This window comes from Thiomonas sp. SCN 64-16 (assembly GCF_001725585.1).
GTDB lineage: Bacteria > Pseudomonadota > Gammaproteobacteria > Burkholderiales > Burkholderiaceae_C > Thiomonas > Thiomonas arsenitoxydans.
In genome coordinates this window covers 28,011-53,753 of record NZ_MEGQ01000023.1, presented here as the reverse complement: position 1 = coordinate 53,753, position 25,743 = coordinate 28,011, and the positions used below count along the sequence as shown (strand labels likewise).

Here is a 25,743-nt window from a genome sequence, read left to right as displayed (position 1 = left end):
CGCTACGGTCTTGTCGCTCTGCAAGGCGAATTCGCCAATGAAGGTCGCCGCGCCGTAAGGCACACTTGCCGTCACAGCGTAGGCGTTCAAGCTGGGATTGCCGCTGCTAGGGTCAGGCCTGTTGCGTGCCACATAAGCGCCAATACGAACCACCTTGAAGTCATAGGCTGCAGCCAGCATGGTGTGCTTGAGTGCTGTGACATCATTCGGGCCTTTCTGATTCTCGTAATCCAGGCCGATAAACAATGGCCCCTGCGCATAGCCCAAATGCAGGTTGTAGGCGCCAGTCGTTTTGTTGAGGCCGATGCCATCGCCAAACTGGTACATGGCCGCGGCATTGAAGCCGTTGATGCTGGGCGAGTAATAGGCAATTGCCTGGCTGTACCAGACGGGCTCGCCGATAGTGGCGACATTGGTATTGCCGAACGGACTCAGACTGTCGCTGTGCAAGGGATCGATGACGTAGAAGTCGCCATTGCTGAGAGTAAACATGCGCCCCATCTGGAACGTGCCATAGTCACCTTTCAATCCGACGATACTGGTGCGGCCCATGAAACCCGGGCCGCAGAATTGCGCGCTGGCACTGGTGGCCCCCGGGGCGACGCCATTGGCACAGAACGAAGTCTCGGTCTGAAAAAACACCGAAGTACCGCCACCCAAATCTTCCTGGCCTTTGAGCCCGATGACGCTGGGGTTGAGGATGCCGTTGCCTAACTTGTTGACGCTTCCAGCACCGTTGTTGAAGTGCTCAATACCTAGATCAACGGTTCCGTAGAGTTGGACGCTGGATTGGGCGTGGGCCACAGCACTCAGACCCAAGCCCAAAGCGATGGTCATGATGGCGAGTTGTTTATTCATTTCTTGTCCCTTGATGATTGTGGAAATAAAACAGCAAACAGTCGTCCGTGATGTCTAACTGCCACGGTAAGTCGAATAACTCCAGGGCGACACCAGCAAGGGCACGTGATAGTGCTGCTGCGCATCGGCCACGCCGAACTCCAGGGGAATCTGATCGAGAAAAGGCGGCTGCGGCAAGGCCAGCCCGAGCGCCCTGAAATAGGCGCCGATCTGGAACACCAGCCGGTATCTTCCGGGCTGCAGATCGGCGCCGTGCAGCAGCGGCGCATCGCAACGACCATCGGCATTGGTCTGCACGGAACGCAACAGCACCCACTCTGCGCCTTGCTCGGCGTACAGATCGATCTGCACGGCAGCGGCTGGCCGTCCGTGCGCGGTGTCGAGAATGTGTGTGGTCAAGGCGCCCATTGTGGTCATCGATCCATTCGTTGATTTCGGTCTACATTTTTTGCATACAATCGCAATTTAAGTTGTATGCTATTGCATGTCAAACGGAATCACAACAATGCAGACGCTGCAAGTGAACACGCCCTGGAGACAGCAAACACCGTCCCGGAAAACATCGCAAGGAGTGAAACCATGACAGCAAGCCGCAAAAAAACCTCCAAGGCCCAACAAACCCCAGCTGGAACGATCGTGAGTGCGGTGGCCGCTGCCGAAAGCCCGCTGCCTGACTCGACGCAGACCATCGTCGCAGCCATCACCGCAGCCATCATCGAACACCGTCTGGCGCCCGGCGCCAAGCTCACCGAGCAAAAGATTGCGGCGATCTACGGGGTGTCGCGCACCATCGTGCGGCAAGCCTTGTTCCAGCTCGCGCGCGATCATTTGGTCACGCTGGAGCCCGCCCGGGGCGCCTTTGTCTCGCAACCTTCAGTCGAGGAAGCGCAGCAGGTGTTCGCGGTGCGACGAATGCTCGAACAGCATCTGGTCGAGGAGTTTTGCGAAAAGGCCGTGGCGAGCGATTTCCGCGCCCTGCGTGCCCACCTCAAGCAGGAGCAGGCCGTGGTCAGCCGGGTGGATGTGACGGGTCGTACGCGGCTCTTGGGCGATTTTCATGTGCTGATGGCCGAGCGCATCGGCAACCATGTGCTGGCGCAGATTCTGTCGGAGCTGATCTCGCGCTGCGCCCTCATTACGCTGATGTATCAGTCGTCGCGCGCGGCGCAGCATTCGTCAGACGAACACGTCGACATCCTCAAAGCCCTGGAAGCACGCGACGTTGCCAAGGCCAAGGCTTTGATGGAGGCCCATCTTCTGGCCACCGAAAACAGTCTGCTCTATCACCCGAGAACCAGCAGCGCCGATCTCGCGCAGGCGTTGGGCAGCTACGCGGCCTGAGAGTTAACTATGTCGACCCATCCCTATCCCCGCGACCTCGTCGGCTACGGCCGCAACCCGCCCCAGGCCAACTGGCCGGGCAAGGCCCGCGTGGCGCTGCAGTTCGTGCTCAACATCGAAGAAGGCGGCGAGAACTGCGTGCTGCATGGCGACGCGGGCAGCGAGCAGTTCCTCTCCGAACTGTTCAATCCCGCCGCCTACCCGGCGCGGCACCTCACCATGGAGAGCATTTATGAATACGGCTCGCGCGCCGGCGTGTGGCGCATCCTGCGCGAGTTCGAGCGCCGCGGCTTGCCGCTCACGGTCTTCGGCGTGGGCATGGCCTTGCAACGCACACCCGATCTGGCCCGCACCTGCGTGGAACTGGGTCATGAAATCGCCTGTCACGGCTGGCGCTGGATTCACTATCAAAACCTCGACGAAGCCACCGAGCGCGAGCACATGCGGCTGGGCATGGAGGCGATTGAAGCCGTCTGCGGCGTGCGTCCTCTGGGCTGGTACACCGGCCGCGACAGCCCCACCACCCGCCGCCTGGTGGCCGACTTCGGCGGCTTCGCCTACGACAGCGACTATTACGGCGACGACCTGCCCTTCTGGCTGCAGGTGCGCAAGACCGACGGCAGCCTTGCGCCCCATCTGGTCGTGCCCTACACCCTGGACAGCAACGACATGCGCTTCGCTCTGCCCCAGGGTTTTGCGCAGGCCGAAGACTTCTACATCTACCTGCGCGACAGTTTCGACGCGCTCTACGCCGAAGGTGAAGATCAGCCGAAGATGCTCAGCATCGGCATGCACGCGCGCCTGCTGGGCAGGCCTGGCCGCATCCGCGCGCTGCAGCGCTTTCTCGACCATGTGCAACGCCACGACCGGGTGTGGATCGCGCGCCGCATCGACATCGCACACCACTGGCGCGCCGAGCATCCCTTCGATGCGGCCACCGCTTTTATCTGGGAGTGATCATGCCCACTCTGGCTGAACTCAACGCCGCGTCGGCGCCGGCTTTCACCGACCTGCTCGACGGCGTCTATGAACACTCGCGCTGGATTGCCGCGCGCACCTGGGCGGCCCGCCCTTTTGCCACCCTGGCCGCCCTCAAGGCGGCGCTGGTGCAGACGGTGCGCCAGGCCAGCCGCGATGAACAGCTCGGGCTGATTCGCGCTCACCCCGAGCTGGCGGGCAAGGCGGCCGTGGCGGGCCAGCTCACAGCCGAGTCCACGGATGAACAATCGCGCGCCGGGCTGTCGCATTGCACTCCCGGTGAGTTCGCCCGCATTACCGCGCTCAACGCCGAATACACCGCGCGCTTTGGCTGGCCCTTCATCCTCGCAGTGCGCGGTCCGCGCGGCGCCGGGCTGAGCCGGGCTCAGATCATCGCCACGCTGGAGCGCCGCACCGACAACCCGCCGGACTTCGAGTTTGCCGAAGCCCTGCGCCAGATCCACCGCATTGCCGAACTGCGGCTGAACGACAAATTCGGCTTCGTGCCGGAACAAGGCAACCGCGTGTGGGACTGGTGTGAACACCTCGCCACGCACAGCGAACCGGCGTGGAAAGAACGCGGCGAACTCACCACCACCTACCTCACCGACGCACACCGCGCCGCGGCCGCCGAGATTGCCGCCACCATGCGCGAATGCGGCTTCGACACCGTGAACATCGACGCCGTCGGCAATGTGGTCGGCGTCTACCAAGGCAGCGACCCCGCAGCCCCGCGCCTACTCACCGGCAGCCACTACGATACCGTGCGCAACGCCGGCAAGTACGACGGCCGCATCGGCCACTTCATTCCCATGGCCTGCGTGCGCGCCATGCACCGCGCGGGTCGGCGCCTGCCCTTCGGCCTCGAAGTCGTGGCCTTCGCCGAAGAGGAAGGACAGCGCTACAAGGCCACCTTCCTCGGATCGGGCGCGCTCACCGGCGCGTTCAATCCGGCCTGGCTCGACCAGCAAGACCGCGACGGCATCTCCATGCGCGACGCCATGCGACACGCCGGGCTACCCGCAGACTTGCCCGTCATTGCAGCGCTGCGCCGCGACCCGGCGCGTTACCTCGGCTTCGTCGAAGTGCACATCGAACAGGGCCCGGTGCTCAATGCGCTCGACCTGCCGCTGGGCATCGTCACCTCGATCAACGCCAGCGTGCGCTGCGTCGGCGAGATCATCGGCATGGCCAGCCACGCTGGCACCACGCCGATGAACGCGCGCCGCGATGCCGCCTGCGCCGCCGCCGAACTGGCGCTGTTTCTTGAGCGCCGCGCCGCCGCCGATGGCGATAGCGTCGGCACCGTCGGGCTGCTTGAAGTGCCCGGCGGGTCGATCAATGTGGTGCCCGGCCGCTGCCGTTTCAGCCTCGACATCCGCGCGCCCAACAATGCCCAGCGCGACGCCGTACTGGCCGACACCCGTACCGAGCTGGCCGCCATTTGCGCCCGCCGCAAGCTGCGCTTCACCCTCGAACAAACCATGCGCGAGCAGGCCGCCACCAGCGACCCGGCACTGCAACAACGCTGGGAACGCGCAGTCACCGCACTCGGCCTACCGCTGCATCACCTGCCCAGCGGCGCCGGACACGACGCCATGATGCTGCACACCGTCATGCCGCAGGCCATGCTGTTCGTGCGCGGCGAAAACGCCGGCATTAGCCACAACCCGCTCGAATCCAGCACGGCCGACGATCTCGACCTCGCCTGCGCCGCCTTCCAACATCTCCTCGACACCCTCGCCGCATCATGACCGACACCACTCGCGACTCACCTACCTACGCCGCCCTCGACCGATGGGTCGATACCCACTTCGACGAACAGACCCGCATGCTGCAGGAACTGGTGCGCGTGCCCACCGACACCCCACCGGGCAACAACGCCCCGCATGCCGAACGCACCGCCGAGCTGCTGGCCGACTTCGGCCTGACGGCCGAAAAAATCACCATTCCCGCCGAAGCCTGCAAAGAGCAGGGCCTGGAGTCCATCACCAACCTCATCGTGCGGCGCAACTATGGCGCGGGCGGCCCGGTCATCGCACTCAATGCCCACGGCGACGTGGTGCCACCGGGCGAAGGCTGGACGCACCCCCCCTACGGCGGCGAGATCGAAGACGGCAAGCTCTACGGCCGCGCCGCCGCCGTAAGCAAATGCGACTTCACCACCTACACCTTTGCCGTGCGCGCCCTTGAAGCGCTGGGCGTGCCGCTCAAGGGTGGCGTCGAACTGCACTTCACTTACGACGAAGAATTCGGCGGCACCCTCGGCCCCGGCTGGCTGCTGGAGCATGGTCTCACCAAGCCCGACCTGGAAATCGCCGCCGGTTTCAGCTATCAGGTGGTTAACGCCCACAACGGCTGCCTGCAACTCGAAGTGACGGTGCACGGCGTCATGGCGCACGCCGCCATTCCGCACACCGGCGTGGACGCACTGCAGGGCGCCGTGGCCATTCTCAATGCCCTCTATGCCCAGAACACGATCTACCGCAAGATGCATTCGCAGGTGCAAGGCATCGACCACCCGTATCTCAACGTCGGGCTGATCGAAGGAGGCACCAACACCAACGTGGTGCCGGGCAAGGTGGTGCTCAAACTCGACCGCCGCATGATTCCCGAAGAAGACCCGGCCACGGTCGAAGCCGAGTTGCGCCGTGTGATCGAACAGGCCGCCACCACCGTTCCCGGCATCACCGTGGACATTCGCCGCATGCTGCTGGCGCGTGCGCTCAAACCCATTCCCGGATTCGAGCGCCTGGCCACGCCACTGCAGCGCCATGCGCAAACCCTGTTCGGCGAACCCGTCCCGGTCATCGGCACCCCGCTCTACACCGATGTGCGGCTTTACGCCGAACACGGCATTCCCGCCGTGATCTACGGCGCGGGCCCGCGCACCGTGCGCGAGAGCAATGCCAAGCGGGCCGACGAACACATCGTGCTCGAAGACCTGCGCCGCGCGACCAAAGTGGTAGCGCGCACCTTGTTCGATCTGCTGCACTGAGTCTGCCTGCCCGCAGGCGACCGAATCGACGCCAAGCCCTATATAGTCCGCGTAGTTTCGTATTCGCCTGAAGGACGCCGCCATGCGCCAAGACAGCGTGTTATTCAAAACCGAAAAGGGCCAGGACGAGATCGCCAAGCGGGCGGTTCTGCAATCGCGTGTGTTGCGCAATGTGCTGCTTCTGGTGGACGGCAAACGCAACCTGCAAACCCTGCGGGAGTTGATGCAGGCCATCTCCGCTCCCGAAGACGCGCTGGAGCAACTGCTCGCCCTCGAACTGATCGCAGCACCCACAGTTGAGGAGGAGGCTGACTCATTTCTGCACGATGACGATGAACTGCCCTCCGAACTGGCGCTGGAGCCCGTCGACGTGCAGTCCGCAAAGGTCAACACCACTGCCGACTTTTCCAGTCTTTACGAGCAGATCAACGGCCTGGTGAGCAGCCATCTGGGCATGATCAAGGCCTACGGACTGCAACTCAGAATCGAGCAATGCCAGACGCCCGACCAGTTGCTCGCTTTGCTCCCGGAAATCAAGGCTGCACTGGTCGCCAAACATGGCGAGCCCAAGGCCATCAACCTGCTGCGCCAACTCGGACGGTAGCGCTACAAGCGCTCAATGCGGCGCGAAGAACCACGCGCATACCGCGATCGATGCCACTACTCCGGCCAGATCGGCCGCCAACGCGCAACCCACGGTGTGGCGCACGCGTTTGATGCCCACCGCACCGAAGTACACCGCCACCACGTAGAACGTCGTCTCGGTGCTGCCCTGCATGGTCGCGGCCAGCAGCGCCGGGTAGCTGTCCACGCCGTAATGCTGCATGGTCTCGATCAGCATGGCGCGCGCGGCGCTGCCGGAAAACGGCTTGACCAGCGCCGTGGGCAGCGCCGCGACGAAGTCGGTGTTCATGCCCAGCGCGTGCACCACCCAGCGGATGCCCTCCAGCGCATAGCCCAGCGCGCCCGAGGCGCGCAACACCCCCACCGCGCACAGCATGGCCACCAGATAGGGCAGCAGGTCGCGCGCCACGCCAAAGCCGTCCTTGGCGCCTTCGATGAAGGCCTCGTACACCGGCACCCGTTTGAACGCGCCCGCCAACAGGAAGGCGAGGATGACGCCGAATAACACCAGGTTGCCAACCAGCGCCGAAACGCTGGCCAGCGCCGCCGCGCTGAGCGTCGTCAGCCCCGCGAGCAGCGCGCCCAGCAGCAGCGCGCCGCCGCCCAGATAGGCCAGCGCCACCGGGTCCCAGAGTTTGAGCCGCTGCATCCACGCCACGCTGAGCAGCCCCGTCAGCGTGGACGCGCTGGTGGCGATGAGAATGGGCAGAAACACCAGCGTCGGGTCGGGCGCGCCCTGCTGCGCGCGGTACATGAAAATGCTCACCGGCAGCAGCGTCAGCGACGACGCATTGAGCACCAGGAACAGGATCTGCGCATTGCTCGCCGTGTCCGGACTGGGGTTGAGCGTTTGCAATTCGCGCATGGCGCGCAGGCCGATGGGCGTGGCGGCGTTGTCCAACCCCAGCACATTGGCGGCGAAGTTCAAGGTGATCAGGCCGATGGCCGGATGGCCTTGCGGCACTTCCGGCATCAGCCGCCGGAACAGCGGGCCCAGCGCCCGCGCCAGCACCTCAACCAGCCCCGCGCGCTCGGCGATGCGCAGCAGCCCCAGCCACAAGGTGAGGGTGCCGAACAACAGCACCATCACCTCGACCGAGAGCTTGGCCATGGCGAACAGGCTGTCGGTGATCGCGGCGAACACCGCCGCATCGCCCAGTGCCCAGCGCGTCAGAGCCGCAACGGCGGCCACCAGAAAAAAGCCGAGCCAGAGTCGGTTGAGCATCCGTTTTGCCGACGCCGCGCTTTCAGACCCCTGCTTCGTCCCGCCGCGTCAAGGCTTGCGCTTGAACGACTTGCCACCGGGCATCGGCGCGGCGCGGCGCTTGGGCGCGGGCGACGTGTCGCCCGAATCGAAACGTCGTGCGGGCGCTCGGGCCGCCGGACGTTCCCGGGCGGTATCGCGCACCGGCTCGGCTTTGGTGAGCTGCAGTTGACGCCCGCTCACCCAGGTTTTTTGCAGGGTGCGGAACACATCCTTGGGCATGCCTTCGGGCAGCTCGACAAAGCTGTGGTCGCCGCGAATGGCGATATTGCCGATGTGCTTGTTTTCAAGCCCGGCCTCGTTGGCGATGGCGCCGACCAGATTGCGCACTTCCACGCCATGATCGCGTCCGACTTCCACCCGGTAGGTCTCGAAGCGCACATCGCTGGCGGTATGCGGGCCTCGCGCGGCGCGCTCGCTGTGCGGCGGATGTTCGGCCGACGCGACCTCGCGCGGCGCCGAATGGGGCGCCGCATCGGCCGCTTCACGCGCCTGCATCAGGGTTTGGGTGAAATCGTCGAGATCGCGGGGCTTGGCGCGCTCACGCGGCGCACGCGCCGCAGGGGCCTCCTCGCGTGTGGCCCGCGTGGGGCGTGGCGCGCGCGGTTCGCGCTCGCGGCGTGGCGCGCGGCTCTCCTCGCGGGTATCAGCGTTGTAGGACGGTTCACTGCCCGGGCGCATGAGCAGCGGCTTGTTGCCTTGCACCATACGCGCCAGCGCGGCGGCAATCTCGATGGCCGGAATGTCGAACTCTTGCTCGTAGCGCTCGACCAGGCGCTGGTAATCTTCCAGCCCTTCCTGCTCGCGTGCCTCGGTGATGCGCTCCATGAAGCGGCTGATGCGGCTGTCATTCACCGCTTCGGTGCTGGGCAACTGCATCTGCGTGATGGGCTGGCGCGTGGCCCGCTCGATGGCGCGCAGCAAATGCCGCTCGCGCGGGGTAACGAACAGAATGGCGTCGCCGCTGCGCCCCGCACGACCGGTGCGGCCGATGCGGTGTACATAGCTTTCGGTATCCGTCGGAATGTCGTAGTTCACCACATGGCTGATGCGCTCCACATCCAGCCCGCGCGCCGCCACGTCAGTGGCGACAAGGATGTCGAGCTGCCCGTCCTTGAGCCGCTGCACCATGCGCTCGCGCAGCGCCTGCGGCACGTCGCCATTGAGCGCCGCTGCGGTGAATCCACGCGCTGCCAGCTTCTCGGCCAATTCCTCGGTGGCCTGCTTGGTGCGGGCGAAGATGATCATGCCTTCGAACGGCTCGACCTCCAGAATGCGGGTGAGCGCGTCGAGCTTGTGCAGACCGCTGACCATCCAGTAGCGCTGCTGAATGTGCGTGGCGGTGGTCGTGGCCGCCTTGATGGTGATCTCCTGCGGATCGCGTAAATAGGTTTGTGCAATTCGGCGGATGGCCGAGGGCATGGTGGCCGAAAACAGCGCCACCTGACGCTGCGGCGGGGTCTTTTTCAGGATGGACTCGACATCGTCGATGAAGCCCATGCGCAGCATTTCGTCGGCCTCGTCGAGCACCATGTGCGCGAGCTGGTCGAGCTTGAGCGTGCCGCGCTCCAGGTGATCGATGATGCGCCCTGGCGTGCCCACCACCACATGCGCGCCCCGCTTGAGCGAGGCGAGCTGCGGCACGTAGCTTTGCCCGCCATAGATCGGCAGCACGTTGAAACCCGGCAGATGCGCGGCATAGCGCGCAAAGGCTTCGGCCACCTGGATGGCCAGTTCGCGCGTAGGCGCCAGCACCAACGCCTGGGTGTGGCGTGCATTGCAATCGATCTTGGCCAGGATGGGCAGCGCAAACGCCGCCGTCTTGCCCGTGCCGGTCTGCGCCTGGCCGAGCACATCGCGCCCAGCCAGCAGCGGCGGAATGGTGGCCGCCTGAATGGGCGACGGGGTTTCATATCCCACATCGCGCAGGGCTTGCAGCAACGGTTCGGGCAAGCCGAGTTCGGCAAAGGGGGAGATTTGTTGTGAAGTCATGGATTGTGGGCCTTGAAGACGGCTAAACCTCTATTGTGCGCGCGACACCGAAACCTGATGCGCATCGTTCATGCGATAGCGTCGCTTCAGGCTCAAACCTTGCATATCGGCCTAGCAAAATGCTTAAAAAGCCACAATTCGTCAAGATTGCGCACTCAGAAAGCGTTTATGACCGAAAAACACCATAAAAAACTTCTAGTATCTGGCGGCTGCGCCGTCTGATAGTCGGGCAGGCCCGCTTTTTCATCGATAACAACTTGGAGTCCAGATCAATGATGCATCCATTCAAGCGCCTAACAGCCCTAGCTGCGGTCCTTTCCCTTGCCGCATGTTCCAGCATGGACATGGGATCAAAAGCTGCAAAAACCGAAGCCACAGGATCGGCTGGCGGCGCCAACAGCCAGAACGCGAACAGCAAACTCGCTCGCTGCAATGCGCCGCTGGGCACCATTGCCGTGGTGGAAGACACCAATACACCTTGGTACGGCATTCTCACCAGCCAATACCAGCTCGGCCCGACCACGCCGGTGCTCAAGCTCATGATCCAGCAGTCGAACTGCTTTGTGGTGGTCGATCGTGGCCGCGCCATGAACAACATGATGCAAGAGCGCGCGCTGGCCCAATCGGGCGAGCTGCGGCAGAACTCGAACTTCGGTAAGGGGCAAATGGTTTCGGCGGACTACACCCTGAGCCCGACCATCACCTTCTCGAACAATAACGCTGGCGGCATTGGCGGCTTAGTGGGCGGTCTGCTCGGCCCGGTTGGGGCCATTGTGGGTGGCAGCGTCAGCGCCAAGGAAGCCAGCACCCTGCTCACGCTGGTGGACAACCGTTCAGGCGTGCAGCTTGCTGCTGCCGAGGGTAGTGCGAAAAATTGGGATTTCGGCGCCATTGGTGGCTTGTTTGGCGGCGCAGCGGGCGGCATCGGCGGCGGTTATGCCAACACGGCGCAGGGCAAAGTCATTGTGGCGGCGTTCATGGATTCGTATAACGGTGTCGTCAAGGCTGTCGAGAACTACAAAGCGCAGGAAGTCAAAGGCGGCCTGGGCACCGGCGGCCAGCTCGGCGTGCAGGGCGGATCGACCCCGGCCGCACAGCCTGTGGCCGCAGCGCAGACCGCCCCCGCCACCATGACGCTCAAACAGGCGCAGGAAAAGCTCAACGCGCAGGGCTTTCCGGTCGGTACGCCCGACGGCGTCATGGGACCGCGAACCCGCGCTGAGCTCAAGCGCTTCCAGAATTCGCGCGGCCTGCCTGAATCGGGCGTGCTCGACCAGGCCACGATCGCGGCGTTCAATCAGTAATTTCAGGGTAGTCTGCCTGTGAGGGCAGACCTCCACCAAAAGCCGACGCCTGTCGGCTTTTTTCATATGCACAAAACGCAACATGTCAGACAAACTTTGCCAACAAAGTCACGAAATTTGACTATAAAGCGGCCTGCAGCGGCAAAAGTTCCTGCCGCCGCATCCCGGGGAACAACGACAAACTTGGAGTCATGAATGGCATCTTCTCTTAGCACCCCCCTCTCTAAACCGGGCCTGCTCGACCGCGAAAGCACGGTTGCAGGTCCCAATTTCAACCGCTGGCTGGTGCCTACCGCCGCGCTTGCGATTCACCTGTGTATCGGCATGGCCTACGGCTTCTCCGTGTTCTGGCTGCCGATGAGCAAGCTGCTTGAAGGCACCGATCCTGCCGTATGCGGCTCGATGGGTTTCTGGGGCCATCTCACCACCACGACTTGCAACTGGACGGTGCCGTCGGTGACGCACATCTTTGAAGTATTCATCGCCTTTCTGGGTATTTCGGCCGCCATCTGGGGCGCCTGGCTGGAACATGCGGGCCCACGCAAGGCCGGTTTCATCGCCGCGCTGTGCTGGGGCGGCGGCCTGGTGCTCGGCGGCATCGGCGTTTACATCCATCAGCTCTGGCTGGTGATCCTCGGGGCCGGCGTGCTGGGAGGCATTGGTCTGGGGCTGGGCTATATCACGCCCGTCTCGACCCTCATCAAATGGTTCCCGGATCGTCGCGGTCTGGCCACCGGCTTTGCCATCATGGGATTTGGCGGCGGCGCGATGATCGGTGCACCGCTGGCTGTGGCGCTGATGAAGTATTTCAGCGCTTCGGGCACGCTGGGCGTCGCTCAGACTCTGATCATCATGGGCTTGCTCTATTTCGTGGTGATGTCGGCGGGGGCGTTCGGCTTCCGGGTGCCGCCCACTGGCTGGAAGCCGCGGGGATGGACGCCCAAGGCCAAGGGCGGCAATGCCATGATCACCGACCATGAAGTGCATCTGAACAAGGCGATGAAAACGCCGCAGTTCTGGCTGGTCTGGTGGATTCTGTGCCTGAACGTGACGGCGGGCATCGGCGTGATCGCCATGGCCAGCCCCATGCTGCAGGACGTGTTCGGCGGCCGTCTCATCGGCCTCGACAGCGGCGCAGCACTCGATGCGGCGCAGAAGGCCGCGCTGGTCGCGGCAGCCGGTGGCCTGGTCGGTTTGATCAGCCTGTTCAACAGCGGTGGACGTCTGTTCTGGGCCGCGCTGTCTGATTACATCGGCCGCAAGGCGACTTATGCGGTGTTCTTTGCGCTGGGCGTGGCGCTTTACGCCAGCCTCCCCGCGCTGGGCCATAGCGGTGCGGCAGGTCTGTTCATTCTGGTGGTCTGCGTCATCATGACCATGTACGGCGGCGGCTTTGCCACTGTGCCGGCCTATCTGGCCGACTTGTTCGGCACGCAGATGGTGGGCGCGATTCACGGCCGTCTGCTCACGGCGTGGTCGGTTGCCGGTGTGGCCGGGCCCTTCCTCATCGCCGCCATCCGCCAGACCCAGATCGACGCCGGTGTGGCGAAGAACCTGGTCTATGACCGCACGCTCTACATCCTGGCCGGACTGCTGCTGGTGGGCTTCATCCTCAACCTGCTGGTGCGCCCTGTGGCGGCCAAGTACCGCATGACGCCGGAAGAACTCGCCCGCGAACGCGCCCTCAAGCACGAAGACCGCATCGCCGGTGACGCCGAGCACGCGGCACGCGGCAGCTTCGGCATGGTTGGCGTGCTGGCCTGGGCTGCGGTCGGTATTCCCTTCTTTATCGGCGTCTATATCGCCCTACAGAAGGCAGCCGTACTGTTCTGAGCTTGCGGCAGGGGGCTGATTGCTCAGCCCCCGTTCAGCGCCGGGTGCGAAGCCCGGAGCCGCGCGCATCGACCAGGGCGATCTGGTGCCGACCGGGCTGCGGAAACCAGGGCAAGCGCGCGCCACGGCCCAGAGGGCGACCATCAACTTGCCTGCGCGCATCGGCCGTGGAAGCGGCGGTCAGCCAAACGCGCGGCAGATCGCTCGGCGGCGTCTGTTGGCGGCTTGGCGTTTTTGGCGTGCAGAGCCCGCATCACCGCAGCCCAGACGAGCGCAGCGCCGCCGCCATCGCGCATGGGAGCGCTTGGCATCAATCCCAGAAACAGGCTAAATGCGGCCCACCAGCGTTCGTAACCCATCTCTCACCCTCATCGCCTGCAAAGTTGTTTTTATATGCGATAAGAATGACAAAACGTGACAACTTGTTTGGCTACAAACCGTGAAACTGCGCGGGAAAGTCGGCCCGTTGCCAGAATTTCCAGTCTTGCGGACGGCGGATCTGCAGGGTGCGCCAGCGCAGCTCGCCCGCGAGGGTGAGACGCACGCCGCCCGTCTGCTGCACCGCCTGCGCAATGGCGGCGGAAAGGCTGGCATCGAGCTGACGCAGACCGGCGGCGGGGTCATCGGCCAGCAGCGCGCGGGCGTCGAACAGACGCAGGATGTCGAGCGGCCCGTTGCGCAGGCGCAAAGCAAGGCCGCGCAGCGCGGCGGCGAGGGCCGGATCGCTCACCGCATCGCCGTCGTGGGCCTGTTCGGCAAGGCGCACCGGGCTGCGCCAATCGGCCGCCAGGGGGCCGCAGCCGTGTATCCAGAGGGTATTGATGTCGGGCAGGCCGCGCTGTTCGCGCGCTTCGTTGACGGCATGGTGCTGCCAGGTCATTTGCACTTCGGTGAGCAGTTGCCGCCAAGGCCGGGCCGCCGGGCCGCCGGGCATCCAGGCTGCGACGCTGCGGCCAAGAGAGCGCGCCACGCCCGCCGTCACCACTGCGCTAAGGCTTGGGTGGGCGGCGTACCAGCGCATCGGCGTGACTTGGCGCAGCGTCCATCCCGCGCTGGCAAACAAGGGCTCGACGGCGGCGAAGAGCGGCTGAGCTTCATCCACCGTGAGATCGAGCGCGGCAGGATCGGTGAGCGTCAGGCTGTCGCGCCCCAGCCGCAGATGTGCAGGGGTGAGCAGGCACAGCGCCTGATCTGCGGGAAAAGCGTCGGCCACGCCATCGGCCAGCGCGGCCAGACGCGCCCAAGGCGCCTGCTCCGCTTCGGCGCCTTCCAGACGCAGGGCGTGCAGCAGCCAGCGCTCGGCGGGCGTCAGCCAGGCGGCTTGGGCATCTTCTCGAGGGGCTTCCTGCTCCAGCACTACGGCCTGACGGCAAAGAGCGGCGGTTGCAGGCAAGCCGGGCTGCGCCAGCAGTTGCACAAACGCCGGCGAGGTCGAGGGCAGATCGGACAGCAGCAGATGTTCACTCATAGCGCAAAGCCTGCGCCGGTTGCACCCGCGAGGCGCTCCAACTGGGATAAAGCGTGGCCAGCAGCGACAACACCAGCGACGCCACGGTGATGGTGGCGATGTCTGAAAAGCGCGGATCGCTGGGCATGGTGTGGATCAGGTACACGCTGCGCGGCAGGAACTGGGTGTGCAGCACGGCTTCGAGAAACGAGACAATGGGATCGAGGTTGAACGCAATCAGACAACCCAGCGCGACACCGGCGAAGGTGCCGAGAAAACCCGTCACCGCGCCCTGGAGCAGAAAGATGGACATGATGGAGCCGGGGCTCGCACCCTGCGTGCGCAGAATGGCGATATCGGCCAGCTTGTCGGTCACCGTCATGACCAGGGTAGAGACGAGGTTGAACGCCGCCACCGCCACGATCATGGTGAGAATGATGAACATCATGCGCTTCTCGATCACCACGGCCTCGAACCAGGTGCGGTTCTGCTCGGTCCAGGGCTGGGCCACGAGTTCAGGTGGCAGCACGCGCTGCAGGTCTTGCGCAATCTGTGGGGCGTCATTCATATTGCGCGTCTGCACCCGCAGTCCGGTGGGGCCTCCGGTGCGGAACAGCGCCGAAGCGTCCTGCAGATTCACCAGCGCCAGGGTGCTGTCGTACTCGTAGTGCCCAACATTGAAAATGCCCACCACCCGCAGGGTGCGCAGGCGTGGAATCATGCCCGCCGGGGTGATGGAGCCGCTGGGCACCACCATGGTGATCTGGTCGCCCACGCCAACCCCCAGCGCATTCGCCAGCTCGTTGCCCAGTACCACACCGAAGTCGCCCGGCTTGAGCGCGGCCAGACTGCCCGCCACCATGTGCTCGGGAATCTGCGACACCTGGGTTTCTTCGCTCGGCTCCACCCCCCAGACCAGCACGCCCTGCAACTGACTGCCCTGCGCCACCAGCGCCTGACCTTGCACAAAGGGCGCCACCCCGGTCACTGCCGGATTGCTTTTGACCTGCTGCGCCACGCCGCGCCAGTCGGGCAAGGCCTGACCATTGACATTGAGAATCTGGATGTGCGGAATGACGTTGAGCATGCGGTCTCGCACCTCTTTCTGAAACCCGTTCATCACCGAGATGACCACGATCAGCGCGGCCACCCCGAGGGCGATGCCGCCAACGGAGACCGCAGAAATGAAGGAGATGAAGCCGTTGCGCCGACTGCGCCGCCCGCTGCGGGTATAGCGCCAACCGATAAGCAGCTCAAAAGGCCAGGAGAAGGATGCAGACATAACTGCGCAGTGTAGGCGACGGCCGCAGGCAAGACGGCGCGCGGGACATGTGGATTCGTGATGCCGGGCAAAGGCACAATGTCGGTTTATCGCGTTTCTCTACCGCACCCCATGTTGCACGCCACCGCCCTGTCCGCCCTGCTCTGCTGGCTGGGATGCGCCGCCCTCATCGTGCTGGGTCGGCACAGGCATTTCGGCCTGGACGAAACCCAGGGCGTGCAGAAATGGCATCGCCACCCCACGCCGCGCACCGGCGGCTTCGCCCTGGCGCTGGGCATATTGGTGGGCCTGCTATGGCTCATGCACCTCACCTATGTCAGCGAGCCCGTCACAATCCGATTGGCCGTCGCCATTGCGCCGGTGCTGCTCGCCGGGGTGGTGGAAGACCTGCGCCGCCATGTGCCCCCCTTGTGGCGGGCGCTGGCCACGGTGCTCGCCGCGGGGCTAGCGGTCTGGCTGCTTGAGGCCAGCGTCACCCGTCTGGGGCTGTGGCCGCTGGACGCATGGATACACGCCTGGCCGGTGCTGGGTTGGCTTATCGCACTCGTCGCCATCAGCGCCCTGCCGCATGCGGTCAATATGATCGACGGCTACAACGGCCTGGCCGGCATGGTGAGCTTCATGATTTTCGGCGCCATCGGCTATGTGGCGTTCAAGGTCAGCGACCCGCTGATCATGGCGCTCAGCCTCACCGCCATCGGCGCGCTGCTGGGCTTTCTGTTCTGGAACTGGCCGCGCGGCCAGATCTTCCTGGGCGATACCGGCGCTTATCTGCTCGGCTTCTGGATGGCGCTGCTCAGCGTGTTGCTGGTGGCGCGCAACCCTGCCGTTTCACCCTGGTTCGCCCTCATGGTGCTGGCCTACCCGGTGTGGGAGTTACTGTATTCGCTGTGGCGGCGCAAGTTTCGCCAGCGCGCGGGCACGGCGCCAGACACGCTGCATCTGCATCATCTGGTCTACTGGCGGCTTACCCGCCTGCTCAACGAGGACGATCATCCCGATCCTCGGCAACGCCGCAATGCGGCCACCTCGCCTTATCTCTGGGCCGTCGCGGCTTTCAGCGTGGGCCCGGCCATGCTGTGGTGGGGCAACACCCCCCTGCTCATGGCCTGCTGTGTGGGCTTCGTTACCCTCTATCTGCTGGCCTATCGTCTGCTGGTTCAGCGCCGCATCTGAGCTACAGCGTCAGGCCACGTCCTGCCAGTCGAAGCTCCAGGTGTTTTGCAGCAATTTTTCCAGCCAGAACGCGCCGATCACGGTCTTGACGTCGGTGAGCTGACCATTGCGCACCCAGTCGAGGGTGTCTTGCGGGCTGGCCTCGAAAACATCGAGCAGTTCGTTGTCGTCGAGCGATTGGCGACCTGCGACCAGACCGCGCGCGAAAGCGAGATGAATGGTTTCGTCTGAGTAGGAAATCGCGTTGTTGATCGGTCCGATATAGGCCCACTGCTTCGCGCTGTAGCCGGTTTCCTCGCGAAGTTCGCGCTGGGCACAAGCCAGCCAGCTCTCACCCGCATCGAGTTTGCCCGCGGGAAACTCCACCATCACCCGCTGCATCGGCGTGCGGAACTGGCGCTCCATCAGCACCTTGCCGTTATCGAGCAGGGGAATGATCATCACCGCGCCGGAGTGGCGGATGTATTCGCGGGTCACCTGCGCGCCGTTGGCCAGACGCACCAGATCGCGCGAAATATTGAGGAAGGTGCCGCGAAACACCATCTCGCTGTCGAGCGTATGTTCGCGCAAGGCCGCTGCCTGCGGCACACGCGCCGGATCGCCGCTCATGTGCGACTCGGGGCCGGATGACGCTTGACCATGTAACGCAGCACATAACCCGGAAAGGCCAGCACCAGGAACATGGCGACAGAGACGGCATAGAACTCCCAATGCTGTGGATAGTTCTGGCCGATCCGCGCTTCAAGCGCCATGCCAATAAAGCCGACGACAAAGAACAGGATCAGCAGCTCGAGCAGACGTAGCCAGATCGACTTGGGGGTTTTCTTGAGCGGAATGACCAGGAAGAAGCGGTTGGAAACAAACGGCAGGTTGGCGGCGACGAACGCCAGAACGATAACCAACCAGATTGCGGAATTCTGCATAGGGAAACGCTTTCAGTGCAGGGTATTGGCGATGGCCTGATAACACAAGGTCATCAAACCACCGGGCATCAACCCAAGAAATAAAACCGCCAGACCATTGAGCGACAGCAGAGCACGCGCTCCGCCCACTCCACTTGCGCGCGAGGCCGAAAGCGCCGTGGGTGCATCAAAATACATCACCTTGATCACACGAATGTAGTAATACGCACCGATGACCGAGAGGATGACCGAGTACACCACCAGCCAGACCCGCCCGGTATTGAGCAGAATGGTGAGCACTTCGAGCTTGGCATAAAAACCAGCGAACGGCGGTATGCCTGCCAGAGAGAATAAAAGAAACGTCATGACACCTGCCATCCAGGGGTCAGTTTTGGCCAGACCGGCAAAATCGCGGATGTCTTCGGCCTCGAAACCTTCGCGGGCGAGCAGCAGAATCACGCCGAAGGTGCCCAGCGTGGTGAGCACGTAAATGACCATGTAGAACATCGCGCCGCTGTAGGCAGTGGAGGCGGAGAGCCCATTGCCGTTGAGCATGCCTGAGAGCAGCGCGAGGAGCACGAAGCCGATCTGGGCGATGGTGGAATACGCCAGCATGCGCTTGAGGTTGGTCTGCGCAATGGCCGCCAGATTGCCCAGACCGATGGACAGCACCGCCAGCACCACCAGCATGCCCTGCCAGTCCATCGCCAGCGGGAACATGCCTTCCACCAGCAGGCGAATCGCCATGGCGAAGGCCGCCAGTTTGGGCGCCGCGCCCACCATCAGCACCACAGCCGTGGGCGCGCCCTGATAGACGTCGGGAATCCACATGTGGAAGGGCACGGCTCCGAGCTTGAACGCCAGACCTGCAACGATGAACACCACCCCGAGCACGAGCACGGCGCGGTTGATCGGCTCGACCGCGATCATGCGGAAGATGGTGACCAGATCAAGCGAACCGGTGGCGCCATACAGCATCGACATGCCATAGAGCAGGAAACCCGAAGCCAACGCGCCGAGGATGAAATATTTCATCGCCGCCTCGGTGGACTGCGTGTGATCGCGGCGCAGCGCAACCAAGGCGTAGAGCGCGAGCGAGAGCAATTCCAGCCCGAGGTAGATGGTCAGCAGGTTGTTACCCGAGATCATGATGAACTGCCCGAGCAGCGACAGCAGCACCAGGCTGAACAACTCGCCGCCCCACATGCCGCGATCCAGGGCGTAGCGCCGAGAGTAAACCAAGGTGACGATGGTGGCGATGACCGTGAAAAGCTTGAGCAGCATGGCCATCGGATCGACGATGAGTGCACGCGCCATGGCGAACTGCTGCATGCCCGAGGCGTAGTAAAGCCCGCAAAGCGCGCCGATGCCCACCAGTCCCAGCAGCGTCAGCCAATAGCTCAATCGGTGCTGCGCATCTTTGACGAACAGGTCGACGAGCATGACCACGCAGGCCAGCACGAGCAGGAGAATTTCCGGATAAATGGCGATCCAGTTCATGGCGGTTGTTGTCACTGCAATTTGGAAGACGCCGCAAACTGCAGCAGATGTTGCACCGAAGCCTGCATCGGATTGGTGAAGAATTTGGGATACACGCCCATCCACAGCACCGCGCCGACCAGCACGGCGAGCATAAAGAATTCACGGGCGCCGATGTCCTTGAGCGCGGCTACATGGTCATTGCCCACCGGCCCGAAATACACCCGTTTGATCATCCACAAGGTATAGCTCGCAGCCAGAATGAGCGTGGTCGCGGCCAGCAGGCCGATCCAGAAATTGAATTTCACCGCAGCCAGAATCACCATCCACTCGCCGACAAAACCGCTGGTGCCCGGCAAGCCGGCGTTGGCCATGCCGAACAGCACGGCCAGTGCGGCGAACTTGGGCATGGTGTTGGTCACTCCGCCGTAATCGGCAATCTGGCGGGTGTGCATGCGGTCATACAGCACCCCGATGGTCAGAAACATGGCGCCGGAAATGAAACCATGCGAGATCATCTGCACCAACCCGCCCTGCACACCCAGGTCGGAGAACAGGAAAAAACCCAGAGTGACAAAGCCCATGTGCGCGATGGAGGAATACGCCACCAGCTTTTTCATGTCGGCCTGCACCAGCGCGACAAAACCGATGTAGATCACCGCAATGAGCGACAAGGCGATCATGACCGGCGCGAGCGCATGGCTGGCATCAGGCAGCATGGGCAGAGAGAAGCGGATGAAACCGTAGGCGCCGAGCTTGAGCATGATGGCCGCCAGAATCACCGAGCCGCCGGTAGGCGCTTCAACGTGCGCATCGGGCAACCAGGTGTGCACCGGCCACATCGGAATCTTCACCGCGAAGGCGAAGAAGAAGGCGATGAATATGAAAATCTGCGCGGTCATCGACAGCGGCACGTGGTACCAGTTGGCGATGTCGAAACTGCCGCCCGACTGCAGATAGAGATAGATCAGCGCCACCAGCATGAGCAGCGAACCAGCCAGGGTGTAGAGGAAGAACTTGAAGGCGGCATACACCCGCCGCGGCCCGCCCCAGATGCCGATGATCAGATACATCGGAATGAGCGTGGCCTCGAAGAACACATAGAACAGCAGGGCATCGGTCGCGGCAAACACGCCGATCATCAGGCCCGACAAAATGAGGAAAGCGCCGAGATAAAGGCTGACGCGATCTTTGATGACCTCCCAGGCGCTGATGATCACGATCACGGTCATCAAAGCGGTCAGCGGCACGAACCACAGCGACACGCCGTCGATGCCCAGCGCGTAATTGATGTTGAAAGGCCGAATCCAGGGCACGGACTCGACAAACTGCATGCCCGCCTGAGCGTTGTCGAAGCCTGTGATCAGCGGCAGGGTGATGAGAAAGGAGATCAGCGAGCCGATCAGCGCCAGCCAGCGAGCAGCCGCAGCGCGTTGCTCGCCTTGAACAAAGAGCAGCAAGACACCGAAGGCGATGGGAATCCAGATGGACAGACTGAGCAAAGGGAGAGATTGCATGCTTGTATCGCGCTTCGCTGTTATCGGATGAACCAGCCGGACAACAGCTTGCCCGGAACAAAATAGCCCATGAACACCACCACGCCGGCAATCATCGCCAGGGCGTAGTAATAGATGTAGCCGGTCTGCAGCAGGCGCACCACCCGTGCTGTCCAGCCGACCACGCGCGCCGTACCGTTGACCAGCAGACCATCGATCAGACCCACATCCCCGCCTTTCCATAGGCCCGTGCCCAGCAGACGCATGCCAGAAGCCAGCACGTTCTGGTTGAACCAGTCGAAGAAGTAATTGTTTTCAAGCACGGTATAGATCGGCCCCAGCATGCGCCGCACAGCCTGAGGGAAGCGCAGGTTCACCATATAGCCGTAGTAGGCCGTGGCAATGCCGGCAAGCGCCAGCCACAGCGGCATCGACAACAAGCCGTGAATCATCATCTGAATCTGGCCGTGCCAGTGCTCAGCGAGATCCCGCATGGCTGGATGGGCTGCCGCGTTGACAAAAATCGAGTTCCCGAAGAAATGCCCGTACAGCAGCGGCTGAATGAAGAGATAGCCTGCGAGGACGGACGGAATGGCCAGCATGATGAGCGGCACCGTCACCACCCACGGCGACTCGTGCGGCTCGTGAGCGCCAGCGTGTCCGTGATCATGCCCATGATCATGTCCATGAGCATCGTGCGCCACGTGCCGGAAGCGCTCTACGCCATGGAATACCATGAAATACATGCGGAAGGTGTAGAGCGCGGTGACGAACACACTAGAGAGCACGGCGAAGTAAGCAAAGCCCGCTCCCGGCAGATCGCTGGCATGCACCGCCTCGATGATGCTGTCTTTGGAGAAAAAGCCAGCGAACGGCGGAATGCCGCTGAGCGCCAGACCGCCGATCAGGAAGGTGATCCAGGTGATGGGCATGTATTTGCGCAGACCGCCCATATGGCGCATGTCCTGGTCATGATGCATGCCGATGATCACCGAGCCCGCCGCGAGGAACAGCAAAGCCTTGAAGAACGCATGGGTCATCAGGTGGAAAATCGCTACCGAGTAGGCCGAAGCCCCCAGCGCCACGGTCATGTAGCCGAGCTGCGATAGGGTGGAGTAGGCAATGACCCGCTTGATGTCGGTTTGCACCACGCCCAGGATGCCCATGAACAGCGCGGTGATGGCGCCGATGACCAAAATAAAGGACAGCGCAGTGTTCGACAACTCGAACAGCGGCGACATGCGCGCCACCATGAAAATACCCGCCGTCACCATGGTGGCAGCGTGAATGAGCGCGGAAATCGGCGTCGGACCTTCCATCGAATCGGGCAGCCAGACATGCAGCGGGAATTGCGCGCTCTTGCCCATGGCGCCGATGAACAAAGAGATGCACGCCACGGTGATCAGCATCCAGTCGGTGCCCGGCAGGTGCAACAGCGCGAGTTCGGGCCCCTTGGCGAAAATTTCGGTGTAGTTCAGGCTGCCGGTGTAGGCCGCCAGCAGACCAATGCCCAGAATGAAGCCGAAGTCGCCCACGCGGTTGACGATGAAGGCCTTCATATTGGCGAATACCGCCGTGGGCCGCGTGTACCAGAAGCCGATCAGCAGATAGGACACCAAGCCCACCGCCTCCCAGCCGAAAAACAGCTGCAGCATGTTGTTGCTCATCACCAGCATCAGCATGGAGAAGGTGAACAAGGAGATATAGCTGAAAAAGCGCTGGTAGCCATCGTCATCGGCCATGTAGCCGATGGTGTAGATGTGCACCGCGAGAGAAACGAACGTGACGACAGCCATCATCAGCGCCGACAGGCCGTCGATCATGAAACCGACTTCCATGTGCAGCTTGCCCACCACCATCCACTCATAAATCGTGGCGTTGAAGCGGGCGCCGTTGATGACGTCATTGAGGACGATGAGCGACAGCACGAAAGACAATCCGACCGAGAGCGTGGTCAGCCAGTGCGAAGCCGATCGACCGATGCTTCGGCCGAACAGGCCGACGATGATGGACGAGACGAGAGGCGCCAGTGCGATGACCAGCAGCAAGGTGGGATTCAGCGTGGCTTGCATCGATCAGCCCTTGAGTTGGTCGAGATCCTCGACGTCGATGGTGTTGAGGTTGCGGAACAGCACCACCAGAATGGCCAGACCGATGGCCGACTCCGCCGCAGCGACGGTGAGGATGAAGAACACGAACACCTGTCCGCCAAAATCCTGCAGGTAGTGCGAGAAGGCGATGAAATTCAGGTTCACCGCCAGCAGCATGAGCTCAATAGCCATGAGGATGACAATGAGATTGCGGCGATTGAGAAAAATGCCGACGACCGAGATAGCGAACAGAATGGCGCCGAGCACCAGGTAATGCGCCAGGGTGAGTGAACCGAGCATGGCTTACTCCTTGGGTTGGGCGGGCATGGACACCAGCCGCACGCGGTCTGCACGGCGGGCCTTGATCTGCTCGGAAGCCGGCATATGCCGCACATCCTTGCGCCGGCGCAACGTGAGCGCGATGGCCGCGATGATGGCCACGAGCAATATGACCGCCGCAATTTCCACCGCGAACAGGTATTGCGAATACAGCACCACGCCCAGCGCGCGGGTGTTGGACAGATGGGTGAGCGGATTGTCGGCAGAGGCCGCTGCCCCGACCTGCGCAGCGCGCGTCATGCCGCCAATCTGGAAGCCCTGCATCAGCACGGCGGCCATTTCCAGCACGATGAGCACGCCCACCAGCGCTGCTACAGGAAAATAGCGCCAGAACCCCTTGCGAATGCTGTCGAGGTTGATGTCGAGCATCATCACCACAAAGAGGAACAGCACCATCACCGCGCCGACGTAAACCAACACCAGCACGATGGCGAGAAACTCGGCGCGCAGCAGCAGCCAGATGGCCGACATCTGGAAGAACGCCAGCACCAGATAAAGCGCTGAGTGCACCGGGTTACGCGCCGTGATCACACGCAGCGCGGCAAATAGCAGCACGGCGGAGAACAGGTAGAACAGGATGGTTTGAACGTCCATGGTCACAATAAGGGCCTTGCCGCAGCGCAAGCCGTCGGCCTAGAAACAGTGGGGACAATCGCCAGAGCCCGCCCATGCCTTGCGGCGAGCTTCAGCGATCAGCGGTATGGGGCGTCGGCCTCCTTGGTGGCGGCGATGTCTTTTTCATAGCGGTCTCCCACGGCCAGCAGCATCTCTTTGGTGAAGTAGAGATCGCCACGCTTTTCACCGTGGTATTCAAAAATCGAGGTTTCGACGATGGAGTCGACCGGGCAGCTTTCTTCGCACAGCCCGCAGAAAATGCACTTGGTCAGATCGATGTCGTAGCGGGTGGTGCGGCGGGTGCCATCGTCACGCTGCTCCGATTCGATGGTGATGGCCATTGCCGGGCACACGGCCTCGCAGAGCTTGCAGGCGATGCAACGCTCTTCGCCATTGGGATAACGGCGCAGCGCATGCAGGCCACGAAAACGCGGCGACAGCGGCGTCTTCTCTTCCGGGTACTGCACCGTGATCTTGCTCTTGAAGGCGTATTTGCCCGTCAGAGCCAGACCCTTGAAGAGTTCGACCAGAAAAAAGCTGTTGAAGGTGTCACGCAAAGCGGCCATGGTTCTGCCTCACTTCCAGATATTCCAGGGGGTTTGCATCCAGGCGGCCACCACGACAAGCCAGATGAGGGTGACGGGAATGAAAATCTTCCAGCCCAGGCGCATGATCTGGTCGTAGCGATAGCGCGGGAAGGTGGCCCGCAGCCAGAGAAACATGCTGACCACGACAAAAGTCTTTATGCCCAGCCAGATCCACCCCGGAATGAAACCGAGGAAGGCCACCGGCGCATCCCATCCGCCCAGGAACATGACCGTGGTGAGGATGGAGATCAGGATCATGTTGGCGTATTCGGCCAGGAAGAACATGGCGAAGGCCATGCCCGAATACTCGACCATGTGGCCGGCAACGATTTCCGATTCGCCTTCCACCACGTCGAAGGGCGCACGATTGGTCTCGGCCACACCGGCAATGAAATAGACCACAAAAATGGGCAGCAGCGGCAGCCAGTTCCAGGAGAGGAAGTTCAGGCCCATGGAGGCAAAAGTGCCATGGGTCTGCCCCATCACGATTTCGGTCATGTTCAGGCTGCCGGACACCATGAGCACGATGACCATGGCGAAACCCATGGCGATTTCATAGCTCACCATCTGTGCCGAAGCGCGCATGGCGCCCAGGAAGGCGTATTTGGAGTTCGACGCCCAACCGGCGATGATCACGCCATAGACCTCAAGAGAAGTGAGCGCCAGCAGCAAGAGCAATCCGGCGTTGACATTGGCGAGCGCGACGTCCGGCCCGAACGGAATGACCGCCCAGGCGGCCAAGGCCGGCATGATGGTCATCACCGGCCCCAGCAGGAACAGACGCTTGTTCGAGCGGAACGGGATGACGATTTCCTTGAGCAGCAGCTTGAGGCCATCGGCGATGGGCTGCAGCAGGCCGAACGGACCGACGCGGTTGGGGCCGATGCGGATCTGAATCCAGCCGATCAGCTTGCGCTCCCAGAGCGTGAGATACGCCACGGCTCCCATCAGCGGCGCGACGATGACGATGATCTTGATCAGGTTCCAGACGATCGGCCAGGCAATCGGCCCGAGCAGGGAAAGTCCACCTTGGTTGAAGGATTCGAGCATGATCAGCAGGATGCGTGGGATCGCGCCAGGCGCGCTTCATTCCCCTTGGGAGAGGGAAAACTTTGCGAACATTGTGAGGGCCAAGAGT

25 protein-coding genes are annotated in these 25,743 nt (G+C 62.7%); 8 read left to right on the top strand and 17 right to left on the bottom strand.

Translation table 11 applies throughout. The features are described from left to right. Positions 1 to 858, bottom strand: an 858-nt coding sequence (locus tag ABT24_RS08125; RefSeq protein ID WP_286737637.1) for a porin, incomplete at its 3' end; no start/stop codon positions are given. Between the two features lie 54 nt (positions 859 to 912). After that, the gene (gene uraH / locus ABT24_RS08120) at positions 913 to 1,266 is read right to left on the bottom strand and encodes a hydroxyisourate hydrolase (protein WP_276727160.1); all 354 of its coding nucleotides are present in this window, start codon (positions 1,264 to 1,266) and stop codon (positions 913 to 915) included. A gap of 171 nt (positions 1,267 to 1,437) precedes the next feature. Here uraH and ABT24_RS08115 point away from each other — a divergent pair, with 171 nt between their 5' ends. From ABT24_RS08115 to ABT24_RS08095, 5 genes are all read left to right on the top strand, one after another. Continuing rightward, entirely contained in the window at positions 1,438 to 2,199 is a 762-nt protein-coding gene (locus ABT24_RS08115) for a GntR family transcriptional regulator (protein WP_276727058.1), read from the top strand. Between the two features lie 9 nt (positions 2,200 to 2,208). Next, on the top strand, positions 2,209 to 3,156 hold the full coding sequence (puuE, locus tag ABT24_RS08110; RefSeq protein ID WP_276727056.1) for an allantoinase PuuE: 948 nt from the start codon (positions 2,209 to 2,211) through the stop codon (positions 3,154 to 3,156). 2 nt (positions 3,157 to 3,158) lie between these two features. Then, positions 3,159 to 4,931, top strand: coding sequence for a 2-oxo-4-hydroxy-4-carboxy-5-ureidoimidazoline decarboxylase (gene uraD, locus ABT24_RS08105; RefSeq protein WP_286737635.1), 1,773 nt, complete (start codon positions 3,159 to 3,161; stop codon positions 4,929 to 4,931). Further along, a complete protein-coding gene (locus ABT24_RS08100; RefSeq protein ID WP_276727052.1) occupies positions 4,928 to 6,175 on the top strand; it encodes a M20/M25/M40 family metallo-hydrolase in 1,248 nt (415 codons plus the stop codon). Before uraD ends, ABT24_RS08100 begins: the two co-directional genes overlap by 4 nt. Positions 6,176 to 6,257: 82 nt before the next feature. Next, a complete protein-coding gene (locus ABT24_RS08095) occupies positions 6,258 to 6,779 on the top strand; it encodes a hypothetical protein (RefSeq protein ID WP_276705976.1) in 522 nt (173 codons plus the stop codon). Positions 6,780 to 6,791: 12 nt separating this feature from the next. Here the strand turns inward: ABT24_RS08095 and ABT24_RS08090 are convergent, their stop codons facing one another. Both ABT24_RS08090 and ABT24_RS08085 read right to left on the bottom strand, forming a co-directional pair. Continuing rightward, complete coding sequence (locus ABT24_RS08090) at positions 6,792 to 8,024, bottom strand: spore maturation protein (protein WP_156054702.1); 1,233 nt, start codon at positions 8,022 to 8,024, stop codon at positions 6,792 to 6,794. 48 nt (positions 8,025 to 8,072) lie between these two features. Then, positions 8,073 to 10,055 carry a DEAD/DEAH box helicase gene (locus ABT24_RS08085; protein WP_276705977.1) on the bottom strand — a complete coding sequence of 661 codons (1,983 nt, stop codon included), beginning with the start codon at positions 10,053 to 10,055 and terminating at the stop codon, positions 8,073 to 8,075. 275 nt (positions 10,056 to 10,330) lie between these two features. Between ABT24_RS08085 and ABT24_RS08080 the strand changes: the two genes are divergently transcribed. Continuing rightward, complete coding sequence (locus ABT24_RS08080; protein WP_423837723.1) at positions 10,331 to 11,359, top strand: peptidoglycan-binding protein; 1,029 nt, start codon at positions 10,331 to 10,333, stop codon at positions 11,357 to 11,359. A 195-nt stretch (positions 11,360 to 11,554) separates the two neighbouring features. Then, the gene (locus tag ABT24_RS08075) at positions 11,555 to 13,192 is read left to right on the top strand and encodes an OFA family MFS transporter (RefSeq protein WP_276727050.1); all 1,638 of its coding nucleotides are present in this window, start codon (positions 11,555 to 11,557) and stop codon (positions 13,190 to 13,192) included. Between the two features lie 34 nt (positions 13,193 to 13,226). Here the strand turns inward: ABT24_RS08075 and ABT24_RS08070 are convergent, their stop codons facing one another. From ABT24_RS08070 to ABT24_RS08055, 4 genes are all read right to left on the bottom strand, one after another. Further along, positions 13,227 to 13,376 (bottom strand): hypothetical protein, encoded by a 150-nt coding sequence (locus tag ABT24_RS08070; RefSeq protein WP_276727158.1) that lies wholly within the window; start codon positions 13,374 to 13,376, stop codon positions 13,227 to 13,229. Beyond that, the gene (locus tag ABT24_RS08065) at positions 13,336 to 13,551 is read right to left on the bottom strand and encodes a hypothetical protein (RefSeq protein WP_276727048.1); all 216 of its coding nucleotides are present in this window, start codon (positions 13,549 to 13,551) and stop codon (positions 13,336 to 13,338) included. Before ABT24_RS08065 ends, ABT24_RS08070 begins: the two co-directional genes overlap by 41 nt. Before the next feature lie 71 nt (positions 13,552 to 13,622). Further along, positions 13,623 to 14,660, bottom strand: coding sequence for a hypothetical protein (locus ABT24_RS08060; RefSeq protein WP_276727046.1), 1,038 nt, complete (start codon positions 14,658 to 14,660; stop codon positions 13,623 to 13,625). Next, positions 14,653 to 15,921 carry a lipoprotein-releasing ABC transporter permease subunit gene (locus ABT24_RS08055; RefSeq protein ID WP_013123802.1) on the bottom strand — a complete coding sequence of 423 codons (1,269 nt, stop codon included), beginning with the start codon at positions 15,919 to 15,921 and terminating at the stop codon, positions 14,653 to 14,655. The genes ABT24_RS08060 and ABT24_RS08055 overlap by 8 nt, the downstream gene beginning before the upstream one ends. Positions 15,922 to 16,032: 111 nt before the next feature. Between ABT24_RS08055 and ABT24_RS08050 the strand changes: the two genes are divergently transcribed. Beyond that, complete coding sequence (locus ABT24_RS08050) at positions 16,033 to 17,097, top strand: glycosyltransferase family 4 protein (protein ID WP_276727044.1); 1,065 nt, start codon at positions 16,033 to 16,035, stop codon at positions 17,095 to 17,097. Between the two features lie 9 nt (positions 17,098 to 17,106). Here ABT24_RS08050 and ABT24_RS08045 read toward each other — a convergent pair whose 3' ends face one another. The 9 genes from ABT24_RS08045 to nuoH all read right to left on the bottom strand — a co-directional run bounded on the left by ABT24_RS08045 (position 17,107) and on the right by nuoH (position 25,655). Beyond that, on the bottom strand, positions 17,107 to 17,706 hold the full coding sequence (locus ABT24_RS08045) for an NUDIX domain-containing protein (protein ID WP_276727043.1): 600 nt from the start codon (positions 17,704 to 17,706) through the stop codon (positions 17,107 to 17,109). Beyond that, the gene (locus tag ABT24_RS08040) at positions 17,703 to 18,020 is read right to left on the bottom strand and encodes a DUF2818 family protein (protein ID WP_013106527.1); all 318 of its coding nucleotides are present in this window, start codon (positions 18,018 to 18,020) and stop codon (positions 17,703 to 17,705) included. Before ABT24_RS08040 ends, ABT24_RS08045 begins: the two co-directional genes overlap by 4 nt. Positions 18,021 to 18,032: 12 nt before the next feature. Next, positions 18,033 to 19,499, bottom strand: a complete 1,467-nt coding sequence (gene nuoN / locus ABT24_RS08035) for an NADH-quinone oxidoreductase subunit NuoN (protein ID WP_276727041.1) — start codon at positions 19,497 to 19,499, stop codon at positions 18,033 to 18,035. An 11-nt stretch (positions 19,500 to 19,510) separates the two neighbouring features. Continuing rightward, positions 19,511 to 20,995: an NADH-quinone oxidoreductase subunit M gene (locus ABT24_RS08030; RefSeq protein ID WP_276727039.1), complete on the bottom strand. Its 1,485-nt coding sequence runs from the start codon at positions 20,993 to 20,995 to the stop codon at positions 19,511 to 19,513. A 20-nt stretch (positions 20,996 to 21,015) separates the two neighbouring features. Further along, the gene (gene nuoL / locus ABT24_RS08025; RefSeq protein ID WP_276727037.1) at positions 21,016 to 23,046 is read right to left on the bottom strand and encodes an NADH-quinone oxidoreductase subunit L; all 2,031 of its coding nucleotides are present in this window, start codon (positions 23,044 to 23,046) and stop codon (positions 21,016 to 21,018) included. Positions 23,047 to 23,049: 3 nt separating this feature from the next. Continuing rightward, positions 23,050 to 23,364, bottom strand: a complete 315-nt coding sequence (gene nuoK / locus ABT24_RS08020) for an NADH-quinone oxidoreductase subunit NuoK (RefSeq protein ID WP_013106531.1) — start codon at positions 23,362 to 23,364, stop codon at positions 23,050 to 23,052. Positions 23,365 to 23,367: 3 nt separating this feature from the next. After that, positions 23,368 to 23,997, bottom strand: coding sequence for an NADH-quinone oxidoreductase subunit J (locus ABT24_RS08015; protein ID WP_013106532.1), 630 nt, complete (start codon positions 23,995 to 23,997; stop codon positions 23,368 to 23,370). A 98-nt stretch (positions 23,998 to 24,095) separates the two neighbouring features. Then, on the bottom strand, positions 24,096 to 24,584 hold the full coding sequence (gene nuoI / locus ABT24_RS08010) for an NADH-quinone oxidoreductase subunit NuoI (protein WP_276727035.1): 489 nt from the start codon (positions 24,582 to 24,584) through the stop codon (positions 24,096 to 24,098). Positions 24,585 to 24,593: 9 nt separating this feature from the next. After that, a complete protein-coding gene (gene nuoH / locus ABT24_RS08005) occupies positions 24,594 to 25,655 on the bottom strand; it encodes an NADH-quinone oxidoreductase subunit NuoH (protein WP_013106534.1) in 1,062 nt (353 codons plus the stop codon). Between the last annotated feature and the right edge of the window lie 88 nt (positions 25,656 to 25,743).

Excerpts from the sequence above, each read along its gene's own strand:
- uraH (WP_276727160.1), bottom strand. The coding sequence starts at position 1,266 with ATGGGCGCCTTGACCACACACATTCTCGACACCGCGCACGGACGGCCA.
- ABT24_RS08115 (WP_276727058.1), top strand. The coding sequence starts at position 1,438 with ATGACAGCAAGCCGCAAAAAAACCTCCAAGGCCCAACAAACCCCAGCT.
- puuE (WP_276727056.1), top strand. The coding sequence starts at position 2,209 with ATGTCGACCCATCCCTATCCCCGCGACCTCGTCGGCTACGGCCGCAAC.
- uraD (WP_286737635.1), top strand. The coding sequence starts at position 3,159 with ATGCCCACTCTGGCTGAACTCAACGCCGCGTCGGCGCCGGCTTTCACC.
- ABT24_RS08100 (WP_276727052.1), top strand. The coding sequence starts at position 4,928 with ATGACCGACACCACTCGCGACTCACCTACCTACGCCGCCCTCGACCGA.
- ABT24_RS08095 (WP_276705976.1), top strand. The coding sequence starts at position 6,258 with ATGCGCCAAGACAGCGTGTTATTCAAAACCGAAAAGGGCCAGGACGAG.
- ABT24_RS08090 (WP_156054702.1), bottom strand. The coding sequence starts at position 8,024 with ATGCTCAACCGACTCTGGCTCGGCTTTTTTCTGGTGGCCGCCGTTGCG.
- ABT24_RS08085 (WP_276705977.1), bottom strand. The coding sequence starts at position 10,055 with ATGACTTCACAACAAATCTCCCCCTTTGCCGAACTCGGCTTGCCCGAA.
- ABT24_RS08080 (WP_423837723.1), top strand. The coding sequence starts at position 10,331 with ATGCATCCATTCAAGCGCCTAACAGCCCTAGCTGCGGTCCTTTCCCTT.
- ABT24_RS08075 (WP_276727050.1), top strand. The coding sequence starts at position 11,555 with ATGGCATCTTCTCTTAGCACCCCCCTCTCTAAACCGGGCCTGCTCGAC.
- ABT24_RS08065 (WP_276727048.1), bottom strand. The coding sequence starts at position 13,551 with ATGGGTTACGAACGCTGGTGGGCCGCATTTAGCCTGTTTCTGGGATTG.
- ABT24_RS08060 (WP_276727046.1), bottom strand. The coding sequence starts at position 14,660 with ATGAGTGAACATCTGCTGCTGTCCGATCTGCCCTCGACCTCGCCGGCG.
- ABT24_RS08055 (WP_013123802.1), bottom strand. The coding sequence starts at position 15,921 with ATGTCTGCATCCTTCTCCTGGCCTTTTGAGCTGCTTATCGGTTGGCGC.
- ABT24_RS08050 (WP_276727044.1), top strand. The coding sequence starts at position 16,033 with ATGTTGCACGCCACCGCCCTGTCCGCCCTGCTCTGCTGGCTGGGATGC.
- ABT24_RS08045 (WP_276727043.1), bottom strand. The coding sequence starts at position 17,706 with ATGAGCGGCGATCCGGCGCGTGTGCCGCAGGCAGCGGCCTTGCGCGAA.
- ABT24_RS08040 (WP_013106527.1), bottom strand. The coding sequence starts at position 18,020 with ATGCAGAATTCCGCAATCTGGTTGGTTATCGTTCTGGCGTTCGTCGCC.
- nuoN (WP_276727041.1), bottom strand. The coding sequence starts at position 19,499 with ATGAACTGGATCGCCATTTATCCGGAAATTCTCCTGCTCGTGCTGGCC.
- ABT24_RS08030 (WP_276727039.1), bottom strand. The coding sequence starts at position 20,995 with ATGCAATCTCTCCCTTTGCTCAGTCTGTCCATCTGGATTCCCATCGCC.
- nuoL (WP_276727037.1), bottom strand. The coding sequence starts at position 23,046 with ATGCAAGCCACGCTGAATCCCACCTTGCTGCTGGTCATCGCACTGGCG.
- nuoK (WP_013106531.1), bottom strand. The coding sequence starts at position 23,364 with ATGCTCGGTTCACTCACCCTGGCGCATTACCTGGTGCTCGGCGCCATT.
- ABT24_RS08015 (WP_013106532.1), bottom strand. The coding sequence starts at position 23,997 with ATGGACGTTCAAACCATCCTGTTCTACCTGTTCTCCGCCGTGCTGCTA.
- nuoI (WP_276727035.1), bottom strand. The coding sequence starts at position 24,584 with ATGGCCGCTTTGCGTGACACCTTCAACAGCTTTTTTCTGGTCGAACTC.
- nuoH (WP_013106534.1), bottom strand. The coding sequence starts at position 25,655 with ATGCTCGAATCCTTCAACCAAGGTGGACTTTCCCTGCTCGGGCCGATT.